This is a genomic window from Vibrio sp. V12_P9A6T4, assembly GCF_963874835.1.
Taxonomy (GTDB): domain Bacteria; phylum Pseudomonadota; class Gammaproteobacteria; order Enterobacterales; family Vibrionaceae; genus Vibrio; species Vibrio anguillarum.
Genome location: NZ_CAWNJO010000038.1, coordinates 17156 through 37844 on the forward strand (window position 1 = coordinate 17156; position 20689 = coordinate 37844).

Annotated in this window: 19 protein-coding genes; 6 read left to right on the plus strand and 13 right to left on the minus strand. The window is 44.6% G+C overall.

Annotation, left to right across the window (positions count from 1 at the left end; all coding sequences use genetic code 11):
- Positions 1 to 49: 49 nt before the first annotated feature.
- Together AACQ42_RS04235 and phhA are read right to left on the minus strand one after the other, a co-directional pair.
- On the minus strand, positions 50 to 382 hold the full coding sequence (locus AACQ42_RS04235) for a 4a-hydroxytetrahydrobiopterin dehydratase (RefSeq protein ID WP_013868428.1): 333 nt from the start codon (positions 380 to 382) through the stop codon (positions 50 to 52).
- Complete coding sequence (phhA, locus tag AACQ42_RS04240) at positions 375 to 1166, minus strand: phenylalanine 4-monooxygenase (RefSeq protein ID WP_094165621.1); 792 nt, start codon at positions 1164 to 1166, stop codon at positions 375 to 377. The genes AACQ42_RS04235 and phhA overlap by 8 nt, the downstream gene beginning before the upstream one ends.
- Before the next feature lie 270 nt (positions 1167 to 1436).
- Between phhA and AACQ42_RS04245 the strand changes: the two genes are divergently transcribed.
- The gene (locus tag AACQ42_RS04245) at positions 1437 to 3410 is read left to right on the plus strand and encodes an acetoacetate--CoA ligase (RefSeq protein ID WP_176429674.1); all 1974 of its coding nucleotides are present in this window, start codon (positions 1437 to 1439) and stop codon (positions 3408 to 3410) included.
- Positions 3411 to 3543: 133 nt separating this feature from the next.
- Positions 3544 to 4479 carry a LysR family transcriptional regulator gene (locus tag AACQ42_RS04250; RefSeq protein ID WP_094165623.1) on the plus strand — a complete coding sequence of 312 codons (936 nt, stop codon included), beginning with the start codon at positions 3544 to 3546 and terminating at the stop codon, positions 4477 to 4479.
- 296 nt (positions 4480 to 4775) lie between these two features.
- On the opposite strand, the gene AACQ42_RS04255 is transcribed toward AACQ42_RS04250, so the two are convergent.
- Entirely contained in the window at positions 4776 to 5357 is a 582-nt protein-coding gene (locus AACQ42_RS04255) for a class I SAM-dependent DNA methyltransferase (RefSeq protein WP_254918580.1), read from the minus strand.
- A gap of 213 nt (positions 5358 to 5570) precedes the next feature.
- On the opposite strand from AACQ42_RS04255, the gene AACQ42_RS04260 reads away from it, so the two are divergent.
- Entirely contained in the window at positions 5571 to 6449 is an 879-nt protein-coding gene (locus tag AACQ42_RS04260; protein WP_010319645.1) for a LysR family transcriptional regulator, read from the plus strand.
- A gap of 239 nt (positions 6450 to 6688) precedes the next feature.
- Positions 6689 to 7585 (plus strand): cation diffusion facilitator family transporter, encoded by an 897-nt coding sequence (locus AACQ42_RS04265; RefSeq protein WP_094165625.1) that lies wholly within the window; start codon positions 6689 to 6691, stop codon positions 7583 to 7585.
- 75 nt (positions 7586 to 7660) lie between these two features.
- On the opposite strand, the gene yddG is transcribed toward AACQ42_RS04265, so the two are convergent.
- The 4 genes from yddG to AACQ42_RS04285 form a co-directional block, all read right to left on the minus strand.
- Complete coding sequence (gene yddG, locus AACQ42_RS04270; protein WP_013868422.1) at positions 7661 to 8575, minus strand: aromatic amino acid DMT transporter YddG; 915 nt, start codon at positions 8573 to 8575, stop codon at positions 7661 to 7663.
- Positions 8572 to 9171 carry a sugar O-acetyltransferase gene (locus AACQ42_RS04275; RefSeq protein WP_026027405.1) on the minus strand — a complete coding sequence of 200 codons (600 nt, stop codon included), beginning with the start codon at positions 9169 to 9171 and terminating at the stop codon, positions 8572 to 8574. The genes yddG and AACQ42_RS04275 overlap by 4 nt, the downstream gene beginning before the upstream one ends.
- 171 nt (positions 9172 to 9342) lie before the next feature.
- Positions 9343 to 9741 carry an OsmC family protein gene (locus AACQ42_RS04280; RefSeq protein ID WP_026028175.1) on the minus strand — a complete coding sequence of 133 codons (399 nt, stop codon included), beginning with the start codon at positions 9739 to 9741 and terminating at the stop codon, positions 9343 to 9345.
- A 30-nt stretch (positions 9742 to 9771) separates the two neighbouring features.
- Complete coding sequence (locus tag AACQ42_RS04285) at positions 9772 to 10758, minus strand: Gfo/Idh/MocA family protein (protein WP_094165626.1); 987 nt, start codon at positions 10756 to 10758, stop codon at positions 9772 to 9774.
- An 849-nt stretch (positions 10759 to 11607) separates the two neighbouring features.
- Between AACQ42_RS04285 and AACQ42_RS04290 the strand changes: the two genes are divergently transcribed.
- Positions 11608 to 12051, plus strand: a complete 444-nt coding sequence (locus tag AACQ42_RS04290; protein ID WP_010319355.1) for a dCMP deaminase family protein — start codon at positions 11608 to 11610, stop codon at positions 12049 to 12051.
- A 61-nt stretch (positions 12052 to 12112) separates the two neighbouring features.
- Here AACQ42_RS04290 and AACQ42_RS04295 read toward each other — a convergent pair whose 3' ends face one another.
- From AACQ42_RS04295 to AACQ42_RS04305, 3 genes are read right to left on the minus strand one after another with little or no spacing between them, the layout of a single operon-like run.
- Entirely contained in the window at positions 12113 to 13369 is a 1257-nt protein-coding gene (locus AACQ42_RS04295; RefSeq protein WP_019282681.1) for a PTS ascorbate transporter subunit IIC, read from the minus strand.
- Positions 13370 to 13377: 8 nt separating this feature from the next.
- Complete coding sequence (locus tag AACQ42_RS04300; protein WP_088733162.1) at positions 13378 to 13665, minus strand: PTS sugar transporter subunit IIB; 288 nt, start codon at positions 13663 to 13665, stop codon at positions 13378 to 13380.
- Between the two features lie 55 nt (positions 13666 to 13720).
- On the minus strand, positions 13721 to 14164 hold the full coding sequence (locus tag AACQ42_RS04305) for a PTS sugar transporter subunit IIA (RefSeq protein ID WP_017048182.1): 444 nt from the start codon (positions 14162 to 14164) through the stop codon (positions 13721 to 13723).
- 244 nt (positions 14165 to 14408) lie between these two features.
- Here AACQ42_RS04305 and AACQ42_RS04310 point away from each other — a divergent pair, with 244 nt between their 5' ends.
- Positions 14409 to 15440 (plus strand): LacI family DNA-binding transcriptional regulator, encoded by a 1032-nt coding sequence (locus AACQ42_RS04310; RefSeq protein WP_094165627.1) that lies wholly within the window; start codon positions 14409 to 14411, stop codon positions 15438 to 15440.
- A gap of 35 nt (positions 15441 to 15475) precedes the next feature.
- Here the strand turns inward: AACQ42_RS04310 and copI are convergent, their stop codons facing one another.
- The 3 genes from copI to AACQ42_RS04325 form a co-directional block, all read right to left on the minus strand.
- Positions 15476 to 15985: a copper-resistant cuproprotein CopI gene (gene copI / locus AACQ42_RS04315; protein WP_176429669.1), complete on the minus strand. Its 510-nt coding sequence runs from the start codon at positions 15983 to 15985 to the stop codon at positions 15476 to 15478.
- A 76-nt stretch (positions 15986 to 16061) separates the two neighbouring features.
- Positions 16062 to 19190 (minus strand): efflux RND transporter permease subunit, encoded by a 3129-nt coding sequence (locus AACQ42_RS04320; RefSeq protein ID WP_094165629.1) that lies wholly within the window; start codon positions 19188 to 19190, stop codon positions 16062 to 16064.
- Complete coding sequence (locus AACQ42_RS04325; RefSeq protein ID WP_094165630.1) at positions 19187 to 20689, minus strand: efflux RND transporter periplasmic adaptor subunit; 1503 nt, start codon at positions 20687 to 20689, stop codon at positions 19187 to 19189. Before AACQ42_RS04325 ends, AACQ42_RS04320 begins: the two co-directional genes overlap by 4 nt.

The following is a 20689-nucleotide window of genomic DNA, read 5'->3' on the forward strand; positions in this document are numbered from 1 at the left end:
AATAACCACCAGGTCGAGATCTAAAACTAACACATTGATAGTATTAGCTTTAATCGATTAATCCATCACATTTTGCGGCGCAGATAAAATCGTTTTTGTGCAATCCTTTGATGGAATGGCTCCACCAAGTCACGGTCACTTTTCCCCACTCTAATAACAAACTGGGGTGGTGGAATTCCGCTTCAGCTAATTGAGCAACTTGGTTAGAAAATGCCCACGCTAACTTGAAGTTTTTGAACACATACACTTTTTCCAACTGGGGGATGTCATCACGTACAACAATAGACCACCCCTCAAGCTCAGTGAGTAGTTGCTGCTGCTCGGGGATCGATAATGCTAGCGCATCAAGGCTACAAGCTTCACAACGTAATTCTTCAAGCATGGGTCTCTTCCTTGGGTTGAAATAAGGGGGCCAACAAACCTGCCTGCATGGCACTTTCTACCTGCTGTACAAGATTTTCTTGGCTCAAATGGTACAGATCTCGTAGATCATCCAACACATAGTAAATGGGTTGCATGATATCAATACGATATGGCGTTCTCAGCACTTGTTGGATGTCAAATTTTTCACGTATGGCCGTTTGATTATCAAGGCTATACACGGTTTCAGCGGGGGAGGATAAAATACCTCCGCCATAGATTTTTACACCGTCACTTTCTTGCACTAAACCAAATTCGACAGTAAACCAATAGAGCCGCGCCAAATAAGCTCTCTGTTTTTGGCTCGCGTTAGCCCCAAGCTTGCCGTAAACCTGAGTAAATGATGCAAAATCAGGATGAGTAAGCATCGCGCAATGACCAAAAATCTCATGAAAAAAATCCGGTTCTTGCAAATAGTCAAACTCTTCACGGCTACGCAAAAACGTGGCAACTGGAAATTTTTTCTCTGCCAACAAGGCGAAAAATCGATCAAAATTGATTAAAGCGGGCACTGGCTCGACTTGCCATCCGGTTTCTCGTTGCAAAATACGGTTGATATCGGGCAACTGAGGAACCTGATCTTTAGAGAGTTGCAGCATCGCTAACCCATCCAAATAGGCTTGGCATGCTCGCTGCTCAACGACGGTCTCTTGACGCGCGATCAGATCATACCAAATCCGATCCTCTTCGTTACTCCAGTCAATGAAACCTTTGCTATTTAATGGCTTAGAATGATACTGCGTCATATCACAACCTTTTAACAAACCGATTACATTAAGCCTATCGCCTCGTGAAAAGTCTGCCAATCTTAGGCTCGACATCTGACGACGCTCACGCGTAACAAATATTTTACATTTATGGTTTTTTTACTTAGATATCATGGATATGATTATGGCCAACCCGTTTGACTTTACGGCGTTCGCCGACAACACTAAACAGTGCCAACAGATCAGAAAATAAACGGATATATACCCACTTGTAGGGTTGTAGGGAACGCGATTATGTTTGAAGAAAATTTGACGCCGCACACACCGCTTTGGGTCCCTAGCCAAGACCGCATCAAAGCGTCCAATTTAAACCAGTTTATTGAGCACATTAATATGCAAGGTGAGGCGATAGAAAGCTACTCACAACTGCATCTCTGGTCCGTTGCCGAGAGAAAACAATTTTGGTTAGAAGTGTGGCAATTTTGCGATGTGATCGGCTTTCGTGGTAACTGCATTTACGGTGAGGGGATTGCGAGATGGGACGACTTCACCGCTGCCAGAGACACAATTTGGTTTCCCCAAGCACAATTGAACTACGCGGAAAATCTGCTCTCTTATGCGTTTCAACAACCGGAAGGCATTGCCGTTTGGTTTAAAAATGAAAATGGGCAAAGCAAGAAGCTAACATGGCAGCAACTCAGTGATCAGGTTTCTATTATCCAGCAGTGGTTAAAACAAAATGGAGTTGAAAAAGGTGATGTTGTCGCCGGTTACTTACCCTATATGACCGAAACTTTAGTGGCTATGTTAGCGACTACTAGCTTAGGAGCCGTTTGGACATCAACCTCTCCTGATTTCGGTGTCGACAGCGTAGTAGAACGTTTCGGCCAAGTACAACCCAAAATTTTATTCTGCTGCAATGGGTATACGTTTAATGGCAAAACCCATCTCATGGAAGAAAAAAATGGTCAGATTGCCGATGCTATTTCGAGCCTACACAACATTTGTCAGATCGAATATTTACAGCAACGCTCACTCACGGCTGATTTTAACGACGCTTTTTCTGATTGGAATGCGATTCTCGCAAGTTACCTTCCACGTGGGCTACGCTATGAACGCATTGGCTTCAATGACCCACTGTTTATCTTGTACTCATCAGGTACGACAGGTAAACCCAAATGCATCGCCCATTCGGTTGGCGGTACGATTTTAAATCATCTCAAAGAGCATCAATTACACTGTGATATTCAACCGGGCGATCGTGTGTTTTATTACACCACTTGTGGGTGGATGATGTGGAACTGGCATGTTTCGGCGCTCGCTAGCGGTGCTACGTTGGTTATTTATGATGGTAGCCCAATGTATCCGCAACCGGGTGTATTGTGGGATTTGGCAGAAGAAGCCAACATCACTTTGTTCGGTACATCGGCCAAATATTTAGAGGCACTGCAAAAAACCGCGTATTCACCGAGCGATTACTACCCTCTCTCCTCACTGAAAACATTATGTTCAACAGGTTCGGTTTTGTACCCAAAACAGTTTGATTATGTATACGCCAACATAAAAGCGGACTTACACCTCGCCTCTATCTCGGGTGGAACCGATATTTGTGGCTGCTTCGTGCTTGGCAACCCCATATTGCCGGTGTATCGAGGAGAATGCCAAGGCGCAGGCTTAGGACTTGATGTCGCCGTATTTAACGACCTTGGTCAACCCGTGATACAACAACGGGGAGAGTTAGTCTGCTGCAACAGTTTCCCTAATCAACCCATCGGGTTTTGGCATGACGATGGCCAACGTTATCACGATGCGTATTGGAGCAAGTTCTCTGGTGTATGGCACCACGGTGATGAAGTTGAGTGGACCGACAATGGGGGAATACGTTTTTATGGGCGCAGTGACACCACCTTAAACCCTGGGGGCGTGCGTATCGGCACGGCGGAAATTTATCAGCAAGTGAATAGCTTTCCTGAAATACAAGATTCGGTCGCAGTGGGTCAGAAAATCGATAATGATGAGCAGATCATCCTTTTTGTACAACTGGCTCCACAGTGCGAACTCAACACCCTACTGGTGAACACCATCAAACAGCGCCTAAGAGAAAACTGCTCCCCTCGTCATGTTCCTGCGCAGATCCATTCCATCAGTGATGTCCCGCGCACCAAATCCGGAAAACTGGTAGAACTCGCGGTGAAGCAAGTACTGCATGGCGAGACAGTCAAAAACTTAGGTGCCATTGCCAATCCTCATGTATTAGAAGAAATCCACGCGCTGTTTACATAAACACGATTCTCGAAATAAAAGGCGATGGAAGTTGATGTAGGTACATAGCGGTAAATATTTCGGCAGCTTGTCAAATAACCCGCATCTTTTCGTGTAATTTGTCAGTATGTCAGTGATATGCTTTTGAAAAAGTCTGGAGGAACCGCCTTTATTTATGGATTATATTCACCTTTCAAGAATCAGTTTAAAACACTTAACAGCGCTACACGTCATGCTCAGTACCCGCAGCGTCACGCAGACAGCGGCCCAGCTCTGCATTAGCCCTTCAAGCATCAGTAAAAACTTATCGCAACTACGCATTCTCTTGGAAGATGAACTATTTTATCGTGACGGCACACATTTGATACCTACCCCTTTCGCGCTACAAATGGGTCCTACTGTCCATTCAATTCTCTCTAGCATGAATGGATTGCTGCATCACTCAAATTTCGAACCTCAACATTATCAGGGGAAATACCGCCTTGCGATGCGAGAAAGTGCCTTTGAGCTATTTGCTCCTATTTTGACGAACGTAATAAAAAATCATGCACCGCAAGCTTCCTTTACTATCTACTCGAAAGATCACTATGGCTTCGACGCCCTGCAAAGCGGGCTGATTGATTTCGTCATTTTGCCACACGATATCAGCCAACCCCCAACGCGAGATAAAGAACTCGTGTGGGAAGTGATTACTCACGATGAAATGGTCTGCTTAATGCGTAGTGATCATGCTTTAGCCAATGAAGTACTCACTACCGAACATTACCTTGCTCAATCGCATATCGGCATCATGGACAAAGAGCTGGCTGAACCTTTTTTTGAACAGAATTTAGCTCAATCTCATCGAGCTCGTCATGTTCCGGTTGTTGTCGCTGACTTTGGTGCGGCCGCCATCTTATGCAAGCATACCGACTCACTCTTTACTTGCTCCAAACGCTGGGCGGAACAAGCGATGCAAGCTAAGGGGTTGCTCATCAAACCGTTACCTTTCAATTATGGGAAAGTGGCTTACAGCTTAGTTTGGAACAAGCCCAGTATGAACGACCAAGCTTTGAAATGGTTGTGTGATCAGCTCAAAAAACCACACTGATGTTTGTGAATCAACATTGAAAATTTAGCTCAATGCTTAAAATAAAGAAGGCCAGCACTATTTTGCGCTGGCCTTCTTTATTTATCTTCTGATGTGCTTTTATTTTTGCTTAACCCTAGCCATGAGTTATCAGTCAACAAACAGAATTATTCGTGATCAATGCCTTATAGTCTTCTAGGGAGTGACTATCATGACACTTATCAACAAGCTAGAGCTTACGCAAGTTGGTCATTATGGAACAGTGAAATAATGTAAATAAGCCATTCTCAATCTGGAAAACCATCGACTTTATAATGTTATTTCCTACCAATGCCCATCACTACTGGCGCTAGACCTTTTGAATTTTTAACCTTAAACGCAACTGCGGTTTCCACTTGGCTAAAACCTGCGCTTTTCAGTTGTGTCTCAATTTGGTTTTGGCTAAGACCATAGTCAGGATCATCTTCTTCAACCAACCAGTCCCAATGAATAAAAACGCCATGCTCATCTAATAGAGAATGAATGATGGTAAATACTTCATTAAGATTCGGCACAAACGCGCACACAGATGACGCCACAACAAGATCGAATTGTTTGCGAAAGGCCGGATGTTGCGCGACTAGCCCACGGGTCAGAAAATCCACCACGGGTTCAACGTTGACCAACTCTTTTTTATCCAACTCTTCAATCATGGCCTCAGAGCCATCGAGCGCGACAATATCTCTGGCATGGCGAGACATCATTTGGCTCAGCAAGCCCGTACCACACCCGAAATCAAGAACATGTTTACCTTCGAGAGTGACCCGTTTCTGCAATTGCTGAAACACATTTTGAGCAAAAAGCGTTGTGGATTCGTCCTGCTCCCACTGAGCCGCACACTCATCCCATTCGTTCGCCATCATGGCCTCCGTGTTACTTCTTGTATTGGGGAAATTTTCCCAAGAATAAACCAAAACTGTGTTACGTTCATAGAGTTACAGCTCAATCTTGACTAAGAAATGATGAACTGGCTTTGATTGGCGAGAAAACCGTCAGTTGGTAGAAGAACATCAGATAGGCAGTGGTACTAAAATTGTTTATGATCAACCCATTATTGTGCCTTAGAGAACGTTATGAACCTTTCTCAAATTGAAGCATTTTTCTCTGTCGCGGACACTGGCTCAGTCTCTGAAGCGGCGCGACAATTAGAATGTAACCGAACCAAACTCAGTATGGCGATTAAAGCGTTGGAGAAAGAGCTCGATACCGCTCTGTTTGTGCGCACTGGCAACAACCTGACCTTATCTGAAGCGGGGAAAGCAATTTATAAAGATTGTGAAAGTGTTTTGGTGACCATTGCACGTATAAAACACACCTGTACGCAAATATCACGGGGCTTCAACGCCGAGATGTGGATTGCCCGTGATGATTCTCTTCCTGATGCCTTGTGGCAAGATTTTGCACACCAGCTGAATAATCGTTTTCCCGCGACCTCGTTTAACCTTGTATTGGCTTCAAGCGGCGACTTAGCCAACTTGATTGCCACTCATCAAGTCGATTTTGCTTTTGGCGTCGATTATGAAAGAATCAACGACCCGCGGATCACTTATCAACCTTTGGGTAAAATCCGGATGATGTCGGTGTGCAAAAGTGACCACCCGCTAACTAAAATTTCGCGAGTCACCGACGAAGAACTGCGCAGAGCAATGCAAGCCGTGATGGTCTATTTAAACGAAAAAGATAACCCCGAATTACAACCTTTCTCTCGTCGCTACATTGGCTTTTCCAGTTTCGATTACATGCTCAATACCATTTTGACTGAGAATGCATGGGGCGTATTGCCAGAACCTTTAATTCGCCACTTCCTACGTGAACAAAAGCTAACGGTGATTAAGCACACCTACGGTCTCACTCAAGAAGATTACTGCATGTTTACGGCCACTGGCATGGCCGAACACCCTGGCATGAACTGGTTAGCCGATAAGTTGCGTGACTATTTGTTTGATTTTTAATTTTCTTGTTTGATTTTTAATTTTCGTTGTTTGGTTTTTAAGATGCCCACATTTCAAACAATCTAAAGCGAAGACAGTCAGCGTCAATTATCCTGACAGGAAAATAACGACATAACTAGTTGTTTTAATTAAAAATAAACTTAACCCCCAATATTCAAGCCAACGACCAATGCACTTAGAGATTGTCAAAACCGTGCTTTAAGCCAAAATAACAGCATGTTTTCAACAGGTAGTCTTTTATGTGTGCTCGAACAAGAAATAATGAAAATCGCATTTTGACGATTTCGGCCCTTTTAGCTTCTGGCTTTGCTGGTGGCGGACTTGTGGTTGGTATGCTTGTCGGTTCACTGGTTATCGTGTTTGACGGTGTGTATTCACTGGTTAGTTTGCTGTTAACATTATTGTCGCTGGTGGCGTCACGCTACATTCGTAAACCTTCTGACTCGACTTTTCCCTTTGGACGCGCGGTGCTAGAACCTGCGGTTATTGCTATCAAAGCCAGCGTTATTTTGTTAGTCGTGAGTTATTCGTTGTACTCGGCTGTCATGGCATTGTTTAGCAGTGGTCGAGAAGTGGATGCTTCTATCGCCACTGTTTTTGGCACAGTGAACGTGATTGGTTGTGCGATTGCGTGGTGGTTCATAGTCAACAAGAGTAAACGTTACTCTTCTGGTTTGATTGACGCTGAAGTAAAACAGTGGCAAATGGACACGCTATTAAGCGTCGCGGTAACGGTCGGTTTCATTGCCGCTTGGTTGATGACCTTGTCTCCTTGGGCAAAATATGCCGTCTATGCAGACCCAATCATGATGCTATTAATGTCGTTTTACTTTATCAAAGTGCCTTATGACATGCTTAAATCGGCAACGCGTGAATTGTTGATGATGTCACCAAGCAAAGAGATTTGTAAAACCGTGGATCAAGGTGTCATTGCCGTAGGTGAAGAATCAGAGCAAGATATCGAGTTGACTGCGGTGACTAAAGTCGGTCATGAGCTGTGGGTCAATGTCGATATTCGCCCTGATGAGAATGAAATGATTGCACTCGAAGATATCGAAAGTACTCGTCGCTCGCTACATAAGCGTTTATCAAAGCTGCCATTCGTACTGCAATTAACCATGAACGTGGCTCGCTAATCAGTCTCAATTAAACGGAAAAAGCCCTCTCTGGAACGAGAGGGCTTTTTTATACATAGCAAAGCTGTTGCAATGTCAGGCTATTGGCATTTTCTCTTGCACCGTCGATTGACGTTCTCTGGTCGCCCACCAACAAATTAAAGAACCCATCGTCACCATAATCACACCTTGCCAAAAGCTTAGCCCAAGCGCTACACCTAAGATTAGCGATGAAAGCAAGGTTGAAATCACTGGCGTGAAATAAGAAAGAGTCGCCAATAGAACCATGTTGCCACGCAAGATTGCCACATTCCAAAGTGCATAACCGCTGCCCATCACCACACCCGTTAACGCTAAATTCAAGGTTGCTGGAACGGTAAACACTAAAGTGCTTTCGCTGCTAAGAAAATACTTAATCCAGAGGGCGATAGCAGTAGCCATAAAGAACAGGATAATGGCATTTTGTCCATTGGCTAACTGTTTGGTGATATTGCAATAAACAGCCCAAATAATCGCCCCGCCAAACGCCATGCTATAGGTTAAGGGATTAGTCGCAATATTGGCTGATATTTGCATCACCGAAAATCCACTATCACCAGTAATGGTCCAAGCAACCCCAACAAATGCGAGCGCAACGCTTGGATACACCAGAATATGGACGGGTTTACGGCTGAGAAATACCGCAAACAACACCGTCAAGGCTGGCCACAAATAGTTAATCACCGCCATCTCGAGCGCTTGATGGCGATCATTGGCCATACCTAACGCTAATGCTAAGCAGATTTCGTAGCTCACAAAAAGCGCGCCACCGATCAGAACATAACGCAGAGAAAAGTGTTTGAATTTAGGCACGCCCATGACAAGCATCAGAAATACTGAGCTCACAGTGTAAATCAGTGCCGCCCCACCAATTGGGCTAAATTGCTCGGTGACCGTTCTGATTAGCCCCATTAGACAGCTCCACAGCAAGATAGCCGCAACACCAAATAGTGTATGTTTATGCTGCTTCAATGATGCCCTTCCTTAACTGCACTATGCAGGTCAGATGTTCCATTCATTTCTTTTAATGAACGGAGTACTCTCGCTGGTGTGCCTCCGACTAGGCTATCAGCTGGCACATCCTGATTGACCACTGAATTTGCCGCGACAACCGAACGCGCACCAATCGTGACTCCTTGATTAATCACAACGTTGCCACCAATCCATACGTCATCTTCAACCGTAATCGGCTTACAAAATGTTTCCCACAAGCGGCGGCTGCGATAATCCAAAGCATGCGCTGGTGTATAAAACTGGGTGTTAGGGCCAATCAAAACATGATTACCAATCGTGATTTTAGCGCCATCAAGCATAGTGACATTCATGTTGATAAAGGTTTCATCACCAATGGAAATTGTTTCACCGAATTCACAATAGAAAGGAGGCTGCACCACACTTTGTTGGCCAATTTGACGATATAGTTGAGTTTGCAATTGATGGCGGGCTGTAGCATCGGCGCATTGGTTGATCTGCAACAGTAAATGTCCTGCTTTGCTACGAATGGCTTCCATTTCTGGGTCTGCACCGTCAAACACCATACCATTCATCATTTTTTCCATTTCGGTCATGAGCCGTTCCTCCTTATGCATCTAGTGTATTTAGACTACTTGGATAAACAAAAGAAAAAAGAGAAAAGCTCACTGTTTCACTTTCCTCTTTAATTTCAACCAACCTGTAACGCACAGGAAAAGGCAAGATCAGAGCATATTGCTTTTTCCTAGCCTTATTGATTGAATGGCTTAAACAATCGACCAACTGTGAGTCATTGTGACACCTTTGCCTAACATTAAGCAGACAGAACAGTACTTTTCTAATGAATCGGCCGTCACTTTTTCAACGACATTAGGGTCAAGATCAACGCCTGATACGTCGAAATGGATATTGACTAGCGTAAAAATCCGCGGTGCGGTTTCACGGCGCTCAGCCGTCAATTTGGCGTTACATGCCGTGACCTGTTGATTGGCCGATTTTAAGCCATCAACCACATCCACAGAGCTACAACCTCCCGCAGCCATCAGAACCATCTCCATCGGGCTAGGCGCGGTTGCACCACCACTGCCATCCATCACCACCGAATGACCAGATTGGGATTGGCCCAAGAACTTGAAATTTTCGACCCACTTTACTTCAGCTTGCATTATTTTTGCTCTCTTCTCTGTGCGATGAAACTACAGGTTATCGGTTGGAAAAATCACGCCCGTTTGGCGGCGTATTTCTGTCAATAATTTGGAAACGGTGAGTGAGCGTAATTTGCATTGCTCATCTATTGTCTTGTTCTGTATCTGATCTGCAAATTTTTGTGCTTCGTAAAACATGCGGTTGGCGTGTTGCTCAATACTCAGATCTTGGGTTTGACCACCACGGTTAATTCTCGTGATGCGGTTGCAGGTAGAGATCATCTCAACGTGCAGTGCGGCCTCTTCACCTTGAATTTCGCTCGGCAAATAGGAGTCACTGGTTTTTGAATGCATTAATAGCACATCAAAACCGTCATATCCTAAGATCACACTGCCGTTACCATCAACCCCCGTCTCCAGTAAATGCGCTTGGGCTTGCACCGATTTAGGCTCACCAAACAGTTCAATGGCTGAGCCCAAACAGTAATAACCAATATCCATGATCGAACCATTAGAGAACTCGGGCAAAAAGGTATTGGGCATCTCACCCTTGAGATATTTAGGGTAACGAGAGGAATACTGGCAGTAGCTGAGCACCGCTTTACGGATAGCGCCAATATGCGATAGCTCTTGTTTGAGAACGGAAAAATTGGGCAAATGTGGGGTTATAAAGGCCTCGAATAATACTACGCCATGCTGTTTGGCAACTTGATACATCTGCTGTGCTAATGAGAAATCAGAAGCCAGCGGCTTCTCACAGATAACATGTTTGCCCGCTTGCATCATTTGAATCGACTGTGGACCATGCAGTACATTCGGGCTGGCGATGTACACGGCATCCACATTGTCACTCTCACCTAGGCTCTTAAGGTCAGTAAACAAAGCAGGAGCATCGTATTTTTCGGCAAATTGTTTCGCCCTGTCCAGCGAACGGGAATAAACCGCTACTAGCTGAAATTCCCCCGTTTTTAATGCCCCTTCGATAAATTGGTCAGTAATCCAGTTGGTTCCAATAACGGCTAAGCGAATCATCATCATATCCTTTCATTATTTTCACCTATTATCTGGAGTTACTCCGCAGGAAGCAATGTTAACCTCACCACTTATTATTTTCAGGTGGCCATTATTTTTAGGTAACCAAAATAAAGAAAACCCCACTAAGCTCTCACTTAGTGGGGTTCCAGTTCTTACTCGCAGCAATCCAGCTACTGATAAGTGCTCCCTGCATCAATTCCTTGATAGTCTGCTGATTCCCTCAGCGCATTCCCTTTCATCGCCTTCCTAGCGGTGTCCTTAACTCCGTCGTCCCGACAGATTTGTGCACTTTTCCTTTGCACCGTCCATTAACTTTCCTTGATAACCATCCTAGTTATTCAGCATCCAGCTAATGTCCTTCGCTATCCTTGCCGATCATTCTTCCTGAATTATCGAATCTTCGTCCTGAAGATGACCTATCCTTGGGTCTTTCCTGTTCCGTGTCCGCTTCCTGCTGACAACTTCAGATTACGGATTTCACTTTTTTCAGCAATCCCCCACCTGTTGTTTTTTCTCTACCAGAAAGACACCGAATGAAAATTATCATTTAAATTCAAATAATTACAGAAATTCAATCTCTTTTTATTGCATAGCGAAACGTTAAAGTCTCACGATACGTGTAAGAGATCTCTCACAAACTTAATCCTATAATTGCCTATCGCCGCAGCTAAGATACCCGCACGAAATGAGATAGAGCTCTCACTCTAATACTGATTGGCACGGCTGAATTCTGTTTAGAAATGAGAATTGCTCTAGACTAAGTGTGAGAAAACTAGGATATTAATGTCGATCTTAATCACACATCTCCCTCGCTACTGAGGAAATGCAAGAAAATCGTCAGAGGAACAACACATGATTTCGAAATGGGCACAGCGCTTTTACCAAATGGCAGAACTTGTTGGCTCTTGGAGTAAAGATCCCTCCACGCAAGTCGGCGCAGTGATCACTAAGCAAAATCGCATCGTTTCGGTTGGATTTAACGGTTACCCACATGGTATTTCAGACAGTGCAGGCACCGATGATCGTGATATGAAATACCTCAAAACACTGCATGCTGAGGAAAATGCCATCCTATTCGCCAAGCGTGATTTGGATGGTTGCGAAATTTATGTGACACATTTTCCTTGCCCAAACTGTGCAGCAAAAATCATTCAAACTGGGATTTCCGCAGTACACTGCCCAGAGCAAACAGAAGACTTCTTATCCCGTTGGGGTGATAAGATCAAAGTCAGCCAAGATATGTTTTTACAAGCGGGTGTTAAAGTAAACTGGCTACCGCTTAGTGATTTGAAATAATTAATCAATGGTCAAAAAAACCGCCCTGCCAAATAGGAAGGGCGGTTTTTGTTTGGGAGCGTTAACGAACAATCAGGCCGAGTAAAATACCAACTGCGCCAAAATCAGCATCACTAAACGTTGTGTTAGCAAAACCTAGGTTTCCAAGCACTGGCATTAAAAATACAGGTAAGAACGTGATCAATAAACCTTGCGCAAATGCGCCCAAAATAGCACCACGACGCCCACCTGTAGCATTACCAAATACCCCTGCGGCAGCACCAACAAAGAAGTGTGGAACAACCCCAGGAATAATCACTGTCAAACCCATAATGTAGAGTAAGAACATACCTAATAAGCCAGCAAGAAAACTAGATAGAAAGCCTACCAAGACAGCATTTGGGGCATAGGGGAATACCACAGGACAATCTAATGCTGGTTTAGCATTAGGAACTAGTTTGTCTGAAATACCTTTAAACGCAGGAACAATTTCAGCAATAACCATACGTACACCTTGTAAGATGACATACACACCCCCCGCAAACGTAATAGATTGCATCAGCGCAAACATAAACCAATGTTTTCCACCGCTCACTTCACGCACAAATTCCCCACCAGCAAATAGACAGGTCACCATAAAGATGATGCCCATAGTAAATGAGATCGCAACGGGTGTATCACGTAAAAATAGTAAACTTTTAGGAACATTCATATCTTCCGTAGAATGTTCTTTATTACCAAATTTACTACCAATAAAACCAGCTAATACATAAGAAAGTGTAGAGAAGTGACCAATAGCAACATCGTCAGAACCTGTAACTTGACGCATATATCGATGTGCAATTGCTGGGAAAAACACCATAACACTACCAACGACAATGGAACCTAGGGCAATCAATGGAATACCGGACATACCGCTTGATGACAAAATTGCAGCCACCATCATCGACATAAATAAAGTGTGGTGCCCTGTTAAGAATATAAATTTCCATGGTGTAAGGCGTGCAATCAATATATTTACCAGCATCGCGAAAAACATGATCATCGCCATTTCTTTACCAAATGACTTTTGAGCAATAGACACGATGGCTTCATTATTTGGAACGACACCAGTAATGCCAAAAGCATGCTGAAATATGGTCGCAAAATCTCCTAGCGAACCAACAACTAGCCCCGCACCAGCTCCAAGAATAATGAAGCCCAAAATAGTTTTCACGGTACCTTTAATGCATTCCGTCAATGGTTTTTTCTGTGCGATCAAACCTATTAATGCGATCAAGCCAACTAACACTGCTGGCTCAGAAAGCACGTCATTCATTAAAAAATTAAAGAATTCCATAGTGCCTCCTACAACACACCAAGTTCTTGAAGAGCCGCTGACAAACGTTCTTTCATTGCTTTTTTATCGACCATATTATCCAAACTCACAATCTTAGGCTCAACACCCAATGATTTTAGTTGGTCTGTTATATCATTTGTACCAATAAAGATGTCGCAAACGGTCCCCTTTGCGGAACCTAAATCTATGTGGTCGATTTCAGCGTCAACATTTAGATCTTTCACTATATTTTTTATGCTTATTTCCATCATCAAACTTGTACCTAGGCCGTGGCCGCAAACTACCATAATTTTCATTATATTCACCCTCTGCTTTATTGTATTTTTACTATTATTTATCGTGTTTTTACTATTAATAGTCTTGGATAACACGCAAAATATCTTCAACAGATTTGGCTGAGCAGATATATTCTACGTCTTCTTCATTCATAAATAATTCGGCTAATTTAGATATTGCATCTACGTGACTATTGCTATCTGTCGCGGCCAAAGTAACCAGCATTTTTACAGGATCATTGCCATCCGAATTAAAGTTAACTCCATCTTGAATTACCGTTAGGCCAAATGCTAAACGATTAACCCCATCTTCAGGTCGAGCATGAGGCATCGCCATTCCAGGTCCAACAACATAATAAGGACCGAGCTCCCTATGTGACCGAAATATAGCCTCAACATAACTTGGATTAATGGCCTTATTTTCAATCAATGGTTGACATGCTTTGCGAATTGCATCTTGCCAGTCGTCAGCCGATTTATGCACTCGAATAACGTCTTCGGTTAATAGTTCACGTAACATTTTTTAGGTTCTTGATATGAATAGGTAGCATCAATTTATCTGTCTATCCAAATAGAAAACCAGATCGAAATCACAAATGGTAGCGCTATCTTTATGTGTTGGCTTGATTTGTGATAGCGCTATCATTTATTGAAATCATAGTATTTCATGTATCGGTGCAACAATAGTTATACGGTAATATCAACACGCCCGAGTGTGTGTGTTAAAATCACATCGCTAACTTATTAATAACATGAAGATAAATATGAGCGAATCGCGAAAACGTAGAAGCACGGGAAAGGTTACCATTGCCGATGTCGCAGCTAAGGCGGGTGTTGGCACAATGACGGTATCAAGAGCATTAAGAACACCTGAGCTTGTTTCTAGCAAACTAAGAGAAAAAATAGAATTTGTTGTTGAAGAACTAGGTTATATCCCAAATAAAGCAGCTGGCGCTTTAGCATCTGGCGAAAACTATTCAATAGCATTAATCATCCCATCGCTAATTGAAAAATCTTGCGCTGTGTTTTTACCCAATTTCCAACATTCGCTTAACCGTCAGGGATACCAGTTACTGCTCGGTTATAGTGATTATTCCATTGATAATGAAGAGAAACTATTAGCCACTTTCTTGGAAAGTCAACCAGCAGCTGTTGTGCTATTTGGAAGTGAGCACAGTTCAAAAAGTCACCAACTTCTTCAACGCGCTAACATTCCCGTCATTGAAATTGCTGAGTTGAATGAATCATCAACGTATCTGAATGTCGGCGTTGATTACTACAAGGTTGGCAAACAATGTACTCAACATCTCATTGAAAATAGATATCAAAATATAGGGTTTATTGGAGCACGTAGCCACCACTCCGTTCTAAGAAATGAACTGCGGGGTTGGCAAAGCGCATTAATTGATAACTACCAAGCACCTGATCACTTTCTAACAACTCATGAAGCTCCCTCTGCACACTTAGGTAAGGAAGGAATTTCTAAATTGTTATTAAGGGACCCAACGCTTGATGCTGTGGTATGTAGCCACGAAGAAATAGCTCTGGGAGTATTATTCGAGTGTCAGCGTAGGCTGATTAAAGTTCCTACGGAAATGGCCATCATCTGTTTGGATGGATCATCTCTTTGTCAGTATGCTTTTCCAGCCATTAGTGCCGCTCATGTCAATTATGAACAGCTTGGTCTTTTGGCCGCTGAGCGCTTATTAAAACAAATCAAAGAACAAACTCTTGAACTGGAATCAACAAACGTTGGCTTCCAGTTACAAAAACGAGCTAGTACCGTTCGTCCGTGATCACCTTGTCGCAATCAACAAGGTGGCTTATAGGCTTACAGCTGAATTTTCTTAATCATCCCAGCTTCAGCATGGCCGGGTATATTACAGGCGAACTCAACATTGTTATCCCCATGGAAGTGCCATAACAGTTGTTTCGCTTTACCCGGTGCCACGGTGACGGCACTGCCACCATCGTGTTTATGATTGCCCATTTGGCGCATCATTTCTCGGTGTTTTAGCTGCTCGGCGGCTGAACCAATCGAAAATTCGTGCTCAATTTTACCTGTGTTCATAACGACAAATTGCACCACATCATCGGGTTCAATATTCACCTCCTTTTTGAAGGTGATTTTCATGTCATCCGAGAGTAAAACATGCACCACTCTATCGGGCTTTGCTCCTTTGGCAGGCATGCCGACTTCTGACATGTCATCCATCGCCATGTTCATCGTGTCTGTTTGCTTCATCGCCATGCTGCCATGATCCATTTTGCTATGATCCATTTCAGCCATGACAGAAGAAGTGAACAAAGCCAGTGAAAGTGTGATTAGTGTTTTTTTCATTTTGATTTTCCTTAAATTCATCCAGTTACTATTTATTTTCCGATTGGTGCTTAGTTTTTACTTTGCCAACTGCACGCTATTTGAGTGTTGCGATTTCACGGTTTTTCCATAACTTGAATACCGCAGGTAGAACCAATAATGTGAGCAATAGTGCTGAAGCCATGCCTCCAATCATGGGTGCGGCAATGCGCTGCATTACCTCCGAACCGGTTCCCGTGCCATACATAATCGGGATCAGGCCAATAATAACTGTCAGTACCGTCATCATGACTGGGCGCACGCGCTGTCCTGCTCCTTCGCCAATGGCATTGATGAGATCTTGGCTGTCAATGACCGCACCATTTTCTTGCGCATCAATTTTTTTGTAGTGCCAAGCTTGGTTTAAATAAACCAGCATGATCACGCCAATTTCTACCGCAACACCTGAAAGTGCAATAAAGCCCACTCCCACGGCGATTGAAAAGTTGTAGCCAAGGTAGTGCATCAACCACACGCCACCCACCATCGCCAACGGCAATGTCGCCATAATGATCAACACCTCTCCGATTCGACGGAAACTGAAATAGAGTAGCAACATGATGATTGCGATCGTGATCGGTGCGACGACACTCAAGCGTGCTTTTGCTCGCTCCATGTATTCATATTGACCAGACCATACGAGAGAATATCCCGCTGGCAGCTGTAATTGCTCCGCTACCGCTTGTTGCGCCTCTGCCACATATGAACCGAGATCGCGTCCATCAATATCGACAAAGACCCAGCCGTTTGGCCGTGCGTTTTCGGTTTTGATCATCGGCGGGCCGTCTTCGTAGCGAATATCAGCCACATCGGCCAAGGCCAAACGTGCACCGTTTTGAGTCACCAAAGGTAAGTTTTGCAGCTTCACTACCGAATCACGGTAATCTTGCGGGTAACGTACATTGATCGGGTAACGCTCTAACCCCTCAATGGTTTCCCCTACATTCATGCCCCCTACTGCGGTTGAAACCACTTGTTGCACATCTTTAATGCTTAGCCCATAGCGCGCCGCTTGTAACCGATTGATGTCTATCGTTACATAACGTCCACCAGCAACACGTTCAGCATAAACCGATGCCGTGCCTTGAACGCGGTTAAGGATAGGTTCAAGTTGCGCACCGATGGTTTCAATCTGTTTGAGATCGGGACCCGCTATCTTGATACCAATCGGCGTTTTGATCCCTGTAGCTAACATATCGATGCGTGTTTTGATTGGCATCACCCACGCGTTGGTTAACCCCGGAAATTGCACTAAGCTGTCAAACTCCTTGCGTAGCAATTCTGTGGTTACGCCTTCACGCCATTGATCGCGAGGTTTAAGTTGGATCACCGTTTCAATCATGGTTAAGGGCGCGGGATCGGTTGCGGTTTCTGCACGCCCCATTTTGCCCCACACGGTTTTGACCTCTGGTACGGTTTTGATGAGTTTATTGGTTTGCTGCAATAGCTCACGCGCCTTACCAATCGAGATCCCCGGATAGGTTGTCGGCATGTACATGAGATCGCCTTCATCTAATGGCGGAATAAACTCACTGCCTAATTTGCTCATTGGGTAATAAGCGGAAGCCATTAATGCCAAAGCCAATACAATCATGCTTTTGGGATAACGCAAACTCAGGTTGAGTAGTGGACGATAAAGTGCCACAAGCCCCTTATTAACTGGATTTTTATGCTCGGAAATAATATTGCCACGCACAAAATAGCCCATAAGAACAGGGACGAGCGTGATCGCTAAACCTGCCGCAGCGGCCATGGCATAGGTTTTAGTGAACGCCAATGGCGAGAACATCTTACCTTCTTGGCCTTCGAGTGCAAAAACGGGCACAAAACTTAACGTAATGATAAGTAGTGAGAAAAATAGTGGCGCGCCGACTTCTTCAGCGGCTTTACCAATCACCTGCCAGCGATTTTTGTCGGTCAGTGGGGTGCGTTCAACGTGTTTATGCACATTTTCGATCATCACAATCGCCCCGTCGACCATAGCACCGATAGCAATAGCGATCCCCCCAAGTGACATGATATTGGCATTGATACCTTGCCAGTGCATCACAATAAACGCCGATAGAATACCCACAGGCAAACTCAAAGCAATCACTAATGATGAGCGGATATGGAATAAAAACAGCGCACACACGACCGCAACGACAATGAACTCTTCTGCTAGCTTATGCCAAAGATTTTCAACGGCTTGATTGATCAAGGTTGAACGATCATAAGTGGCAACAATTTCGACACCTTCCGGTAAGCTGCGTTGGAGATCAGTCAATTTCGCTTTGACGTCATCAATCACTTGGCTAGCATTTTCACCAAAACGCATCACGATCACACCTCCAACCGCTTCTCCTTCACCGTTAAACTCAGAAATACCACGACGCATTTGTGGGCCAAGGTTAATATCCGCCACATCACCTAACAATAATGGCGTTCCTTTGTCGGTCACTTTCAGTGGTAGCGCTTTAATGTCATCAATACTGGTCAGATAGCCACTGGTGCGTACCATGTGTTCGGCTTCCGCAACCTCAATCACTGACGCTCCCGACTCTTGGTTACCATTTTGGATCGCCGCATTGATTTGTTGCAAAGTCAGGTTATAAGCGCGTAGCTTTGCCGGATCAATTTGCACTTGATACTGCTTAACCATGCCGCCAACGGTAGCCACTTCGGAGACGCCATTCACCGTTTGTAGCTCGTACTTCAAAAACCAATCTTGCAAACTGCGTAACTGCGCAAGATCGTGTTGGCCGGTTTTATCTTGCAGTACATAACTGTAGATCCAGCCAACCCCCGTCGCATCGGGCCCCAAGGTTGGTTTGGCATTGGGTGGCAGTTTTGGCGTCACTTGGCTTAGATATTCCAATACCCGCGAACGAGCCCAATAAATATCGGTTTGATCATTAAAGATAATGTAGACGTAGGAATCACCGAAGAATGAATAACCACGAACCGTTTCCGCTCCCGGAACCGCCAGCATCGCCGTTGTGAGTGGGTAAGTGACCTGATCTTCCACTACCTGCGGCGCTTGGCCGGGATAGCTGGTTTTGATGATCACTTGCACATCTGAGAGATCCGGTAAAGCATCAACAGGCGTGTTCTTTACACTGTAAAGTCCGCCCAAAGTGAGAAACAGAGCCGCCACCAACACCAAAAAACGGTTATTGATCGACCAATGAATAATCGCACCAATCATTGTTGATCTCCTAACGTTTCTGCGGCAGTCATGTTCGTCGCACTACTTACCTGCTCACTCGCTTCCAGTGCTTTTAGTACATATTCGTCACCCTGTTTTGCCACTAGAAATCGAACCGTTTGCCCTTCAGCAAATAAGCTGAGATCCAACGCCTCCTCGACCGTGAAATTGATCTGACCTGCTTGCCAACCCCATTTGCTTACTGGTTTGTAATTGAGAGTGATCATCCCAAAATCTGCCATCAACGTGCTGACATCACCCGTTAACCACGCTTCATTGGCAGCTTCCACTCCGTTAATTCGCGACAAATCAGCGCTTTGGCTCGACTCCGAATCCAGCAGAAAATGCGCCGACGTGACGACCGTGTCTTGCTCCGTTAACCCTTGTAAAACTTCAAGGCGTTCGCCTGCTTCGCGGCCAACTTTAATCCTTGCTGAGCGGTATTTGCCATTTCCTTCAGCAAGTACGACTCGCGTCATGCCGCCCGAATGAATCACTGCTGATTTAGGAATGGTGAGCACCGCTTGTTGCGATACGGGCTGCAAAGCGATATTGGCGAACATGTTAGGCTTCAACTCTCCATTCGGGTTAAGAAATTTCAAACGCATACGCAGCGTTCGGGTTTTCGGATCCAAAATGGGATAGACGTAATCTATCTTCCCTTGCCACTCCTTGCCGGGAATAGCATCCAGTGTCATTAACGCTAAACTACCCGACGTAATCCAATGTGCTTGGCGCTCGAATACCTCAGCGTCAACCCACACTTCGTTTAAAGGACCTGCGCTTATCACCGCTTGCGCTGGCGATAAGTATCCCCCTTCGCGAATATTCAAACTCGCAATCACCCCATCAGCAATGGCTTTGACCTCTATCGATTGAGTGGCTTTGCCTCGAGCGATAATCTGTCTGATCTGTTCACGATCAACCCCCAGTGAAACCAAACGCTCGGTTGCGCCTTTCAGTAAACTTTCACGGCTGGCTCGATGAGCATTTAACAGCTCCTCCTGCGCTTTAACCAGCTCTGGTGAGTAGAGCGTAAATAAGACATCGCCTTTACGAACCCGCTCTCCAACCGCATTAATGTTCAGTTTTTCAACCCAACCAGCAACGCGAACATTCGTTTGCCACAATAAACTGTCATCAAACGCAATGTAGCCGACTGTCTCAATGCGTGGAGATAACTGCGCAAACACCACGGGTTCCGTTTTCACACCCAAGTTATTTTCGACCACAGCACTGATGGTCACCGTGCCACTCTTCTCTTGTGCTTGCGTCGGCGATTCGGTGTACACAGGGATGAGGTCCATCCCCATCGGTGACTTGCCCGGTTTATCACGTTTATAGTTTGGGTCCATCGGCGCAACCCAATACAGCGGTTCAGACATCGCATTGGTTGAGTTCATTGCCTCCATACCATGACCAGACAGGTATTGATTGATACTAAACCCCAGTAATCCACCTATCGCTAAGGAAAATACGGCTATGTTTAATGATTTCAT

Coding starts and splice junctions, on each gene's coding strand:
- AACQ42_RS04235 (WP_013868428.1), bottom strand. CDS start 382: ATGCTTGAAGAATTACGTTGTGAAGCTTGTAGCCTTGATGCGCTAGCA.
- phhA (WP_094165621.1), bottom strand. CDS start 1,166: ATGACGCAGTATCATTCTAAGCCATTAAATAGCAAAGGTTTCATTGAC.
- AACQ42_RS04255 (WP_254918580.1), bottom strand. CDS start 5,357: ATGGCGAACGAATGGGATGAGTGTGCGGCTCAGTGGGAGCAGGACGAA.
- AACQ42_RS04260 (WP_010319645.1), top strand. CDS start 5,571: ATGAACCTTTCTCAAATTGAAGCATTTTTCTCTGTCGCGGACACTGGC.
- AACQ42_RS04265 (WP_094165625.1), top strand. CDS start 6,689: ATGTGTGCTCGAACAAGAAATAATGAAAATCGCATTTTGACGATTTCG.
- AACQ42_RS04275 (WP_026027405.1), bottom strand. CDS start 9,171: ATGACCGAAATGGAAAAAATGATGAATGGTATGGTGTTTGACGGTGCA.
- AACQ42_RS04280 (WP_026028175.1), bottom strand. CDS start 9,741: ATGCAAGCTGAAGTAAAGTGGGTCGAAAATTTCAAGTTCTTGGGCCAA.
- AACQ42_RS04285 (WP_094165626.1), bottom strand. CDS start 10,758: ATGATGATGATTCGCTTAGCCGTTATTGGAACCAACTGGATTACTGAC.
- AACQ42_RS04290 (WP_010319355.1), top strand. CDS start 11,608: ATGATTTCGAAATGGGCACAGCGCTTTTACCAAATGGCAGAACTTGTT.
- AACQ42_RS04295 (WP_019282681.1), bottom strand. CDS start 13,369: ATGGAATTCTTTAATTTTTTAATGAATGACGTGCTTTCTGAGCCAGCA.
- AACQ42_RS04300 (WP_088733162.1), bottom strand. CDS start 13,665: ATGAAAATTATGGTAGTTTGCGGCCACGGCCTAGGTACAAGTTTGATG.
- AACQ42_RS04305 (WP_017048182.1), bottom strand. CDS start 14,164: ATGTTACGTGAACTATTAACCGAAGACGTTATTCGAGTGCATAAATCG.
- AACQ42_RS04310 (WP_094165627.1), top strand. CDS start 14,409: ATGAGCGAATCGCGAAAACGTAGAAGCACGGGAAAGGTTACCATTGCC.
- copI (WP_176429669.1), bottom strand. CDS start 15,985: ATGAAAAAAACACTAATCACACTTTCACTGGCTTTGTTCACTTCTTCT.
- AACQ42_RS04320 (WP_094165629.1), bottom strand. CDS start 19,190: ATGATTGGTGCGATTATTCATTGGTCGATCAATAACCGTTTTTTGGTG.
- AACQ42_RS04325 (WP_094165630.1), bottom strand. CDS start 20,689: ATGAAATCATTAAACATAGCCGTATTTTCCTTAGCGATAGGTGGATTA.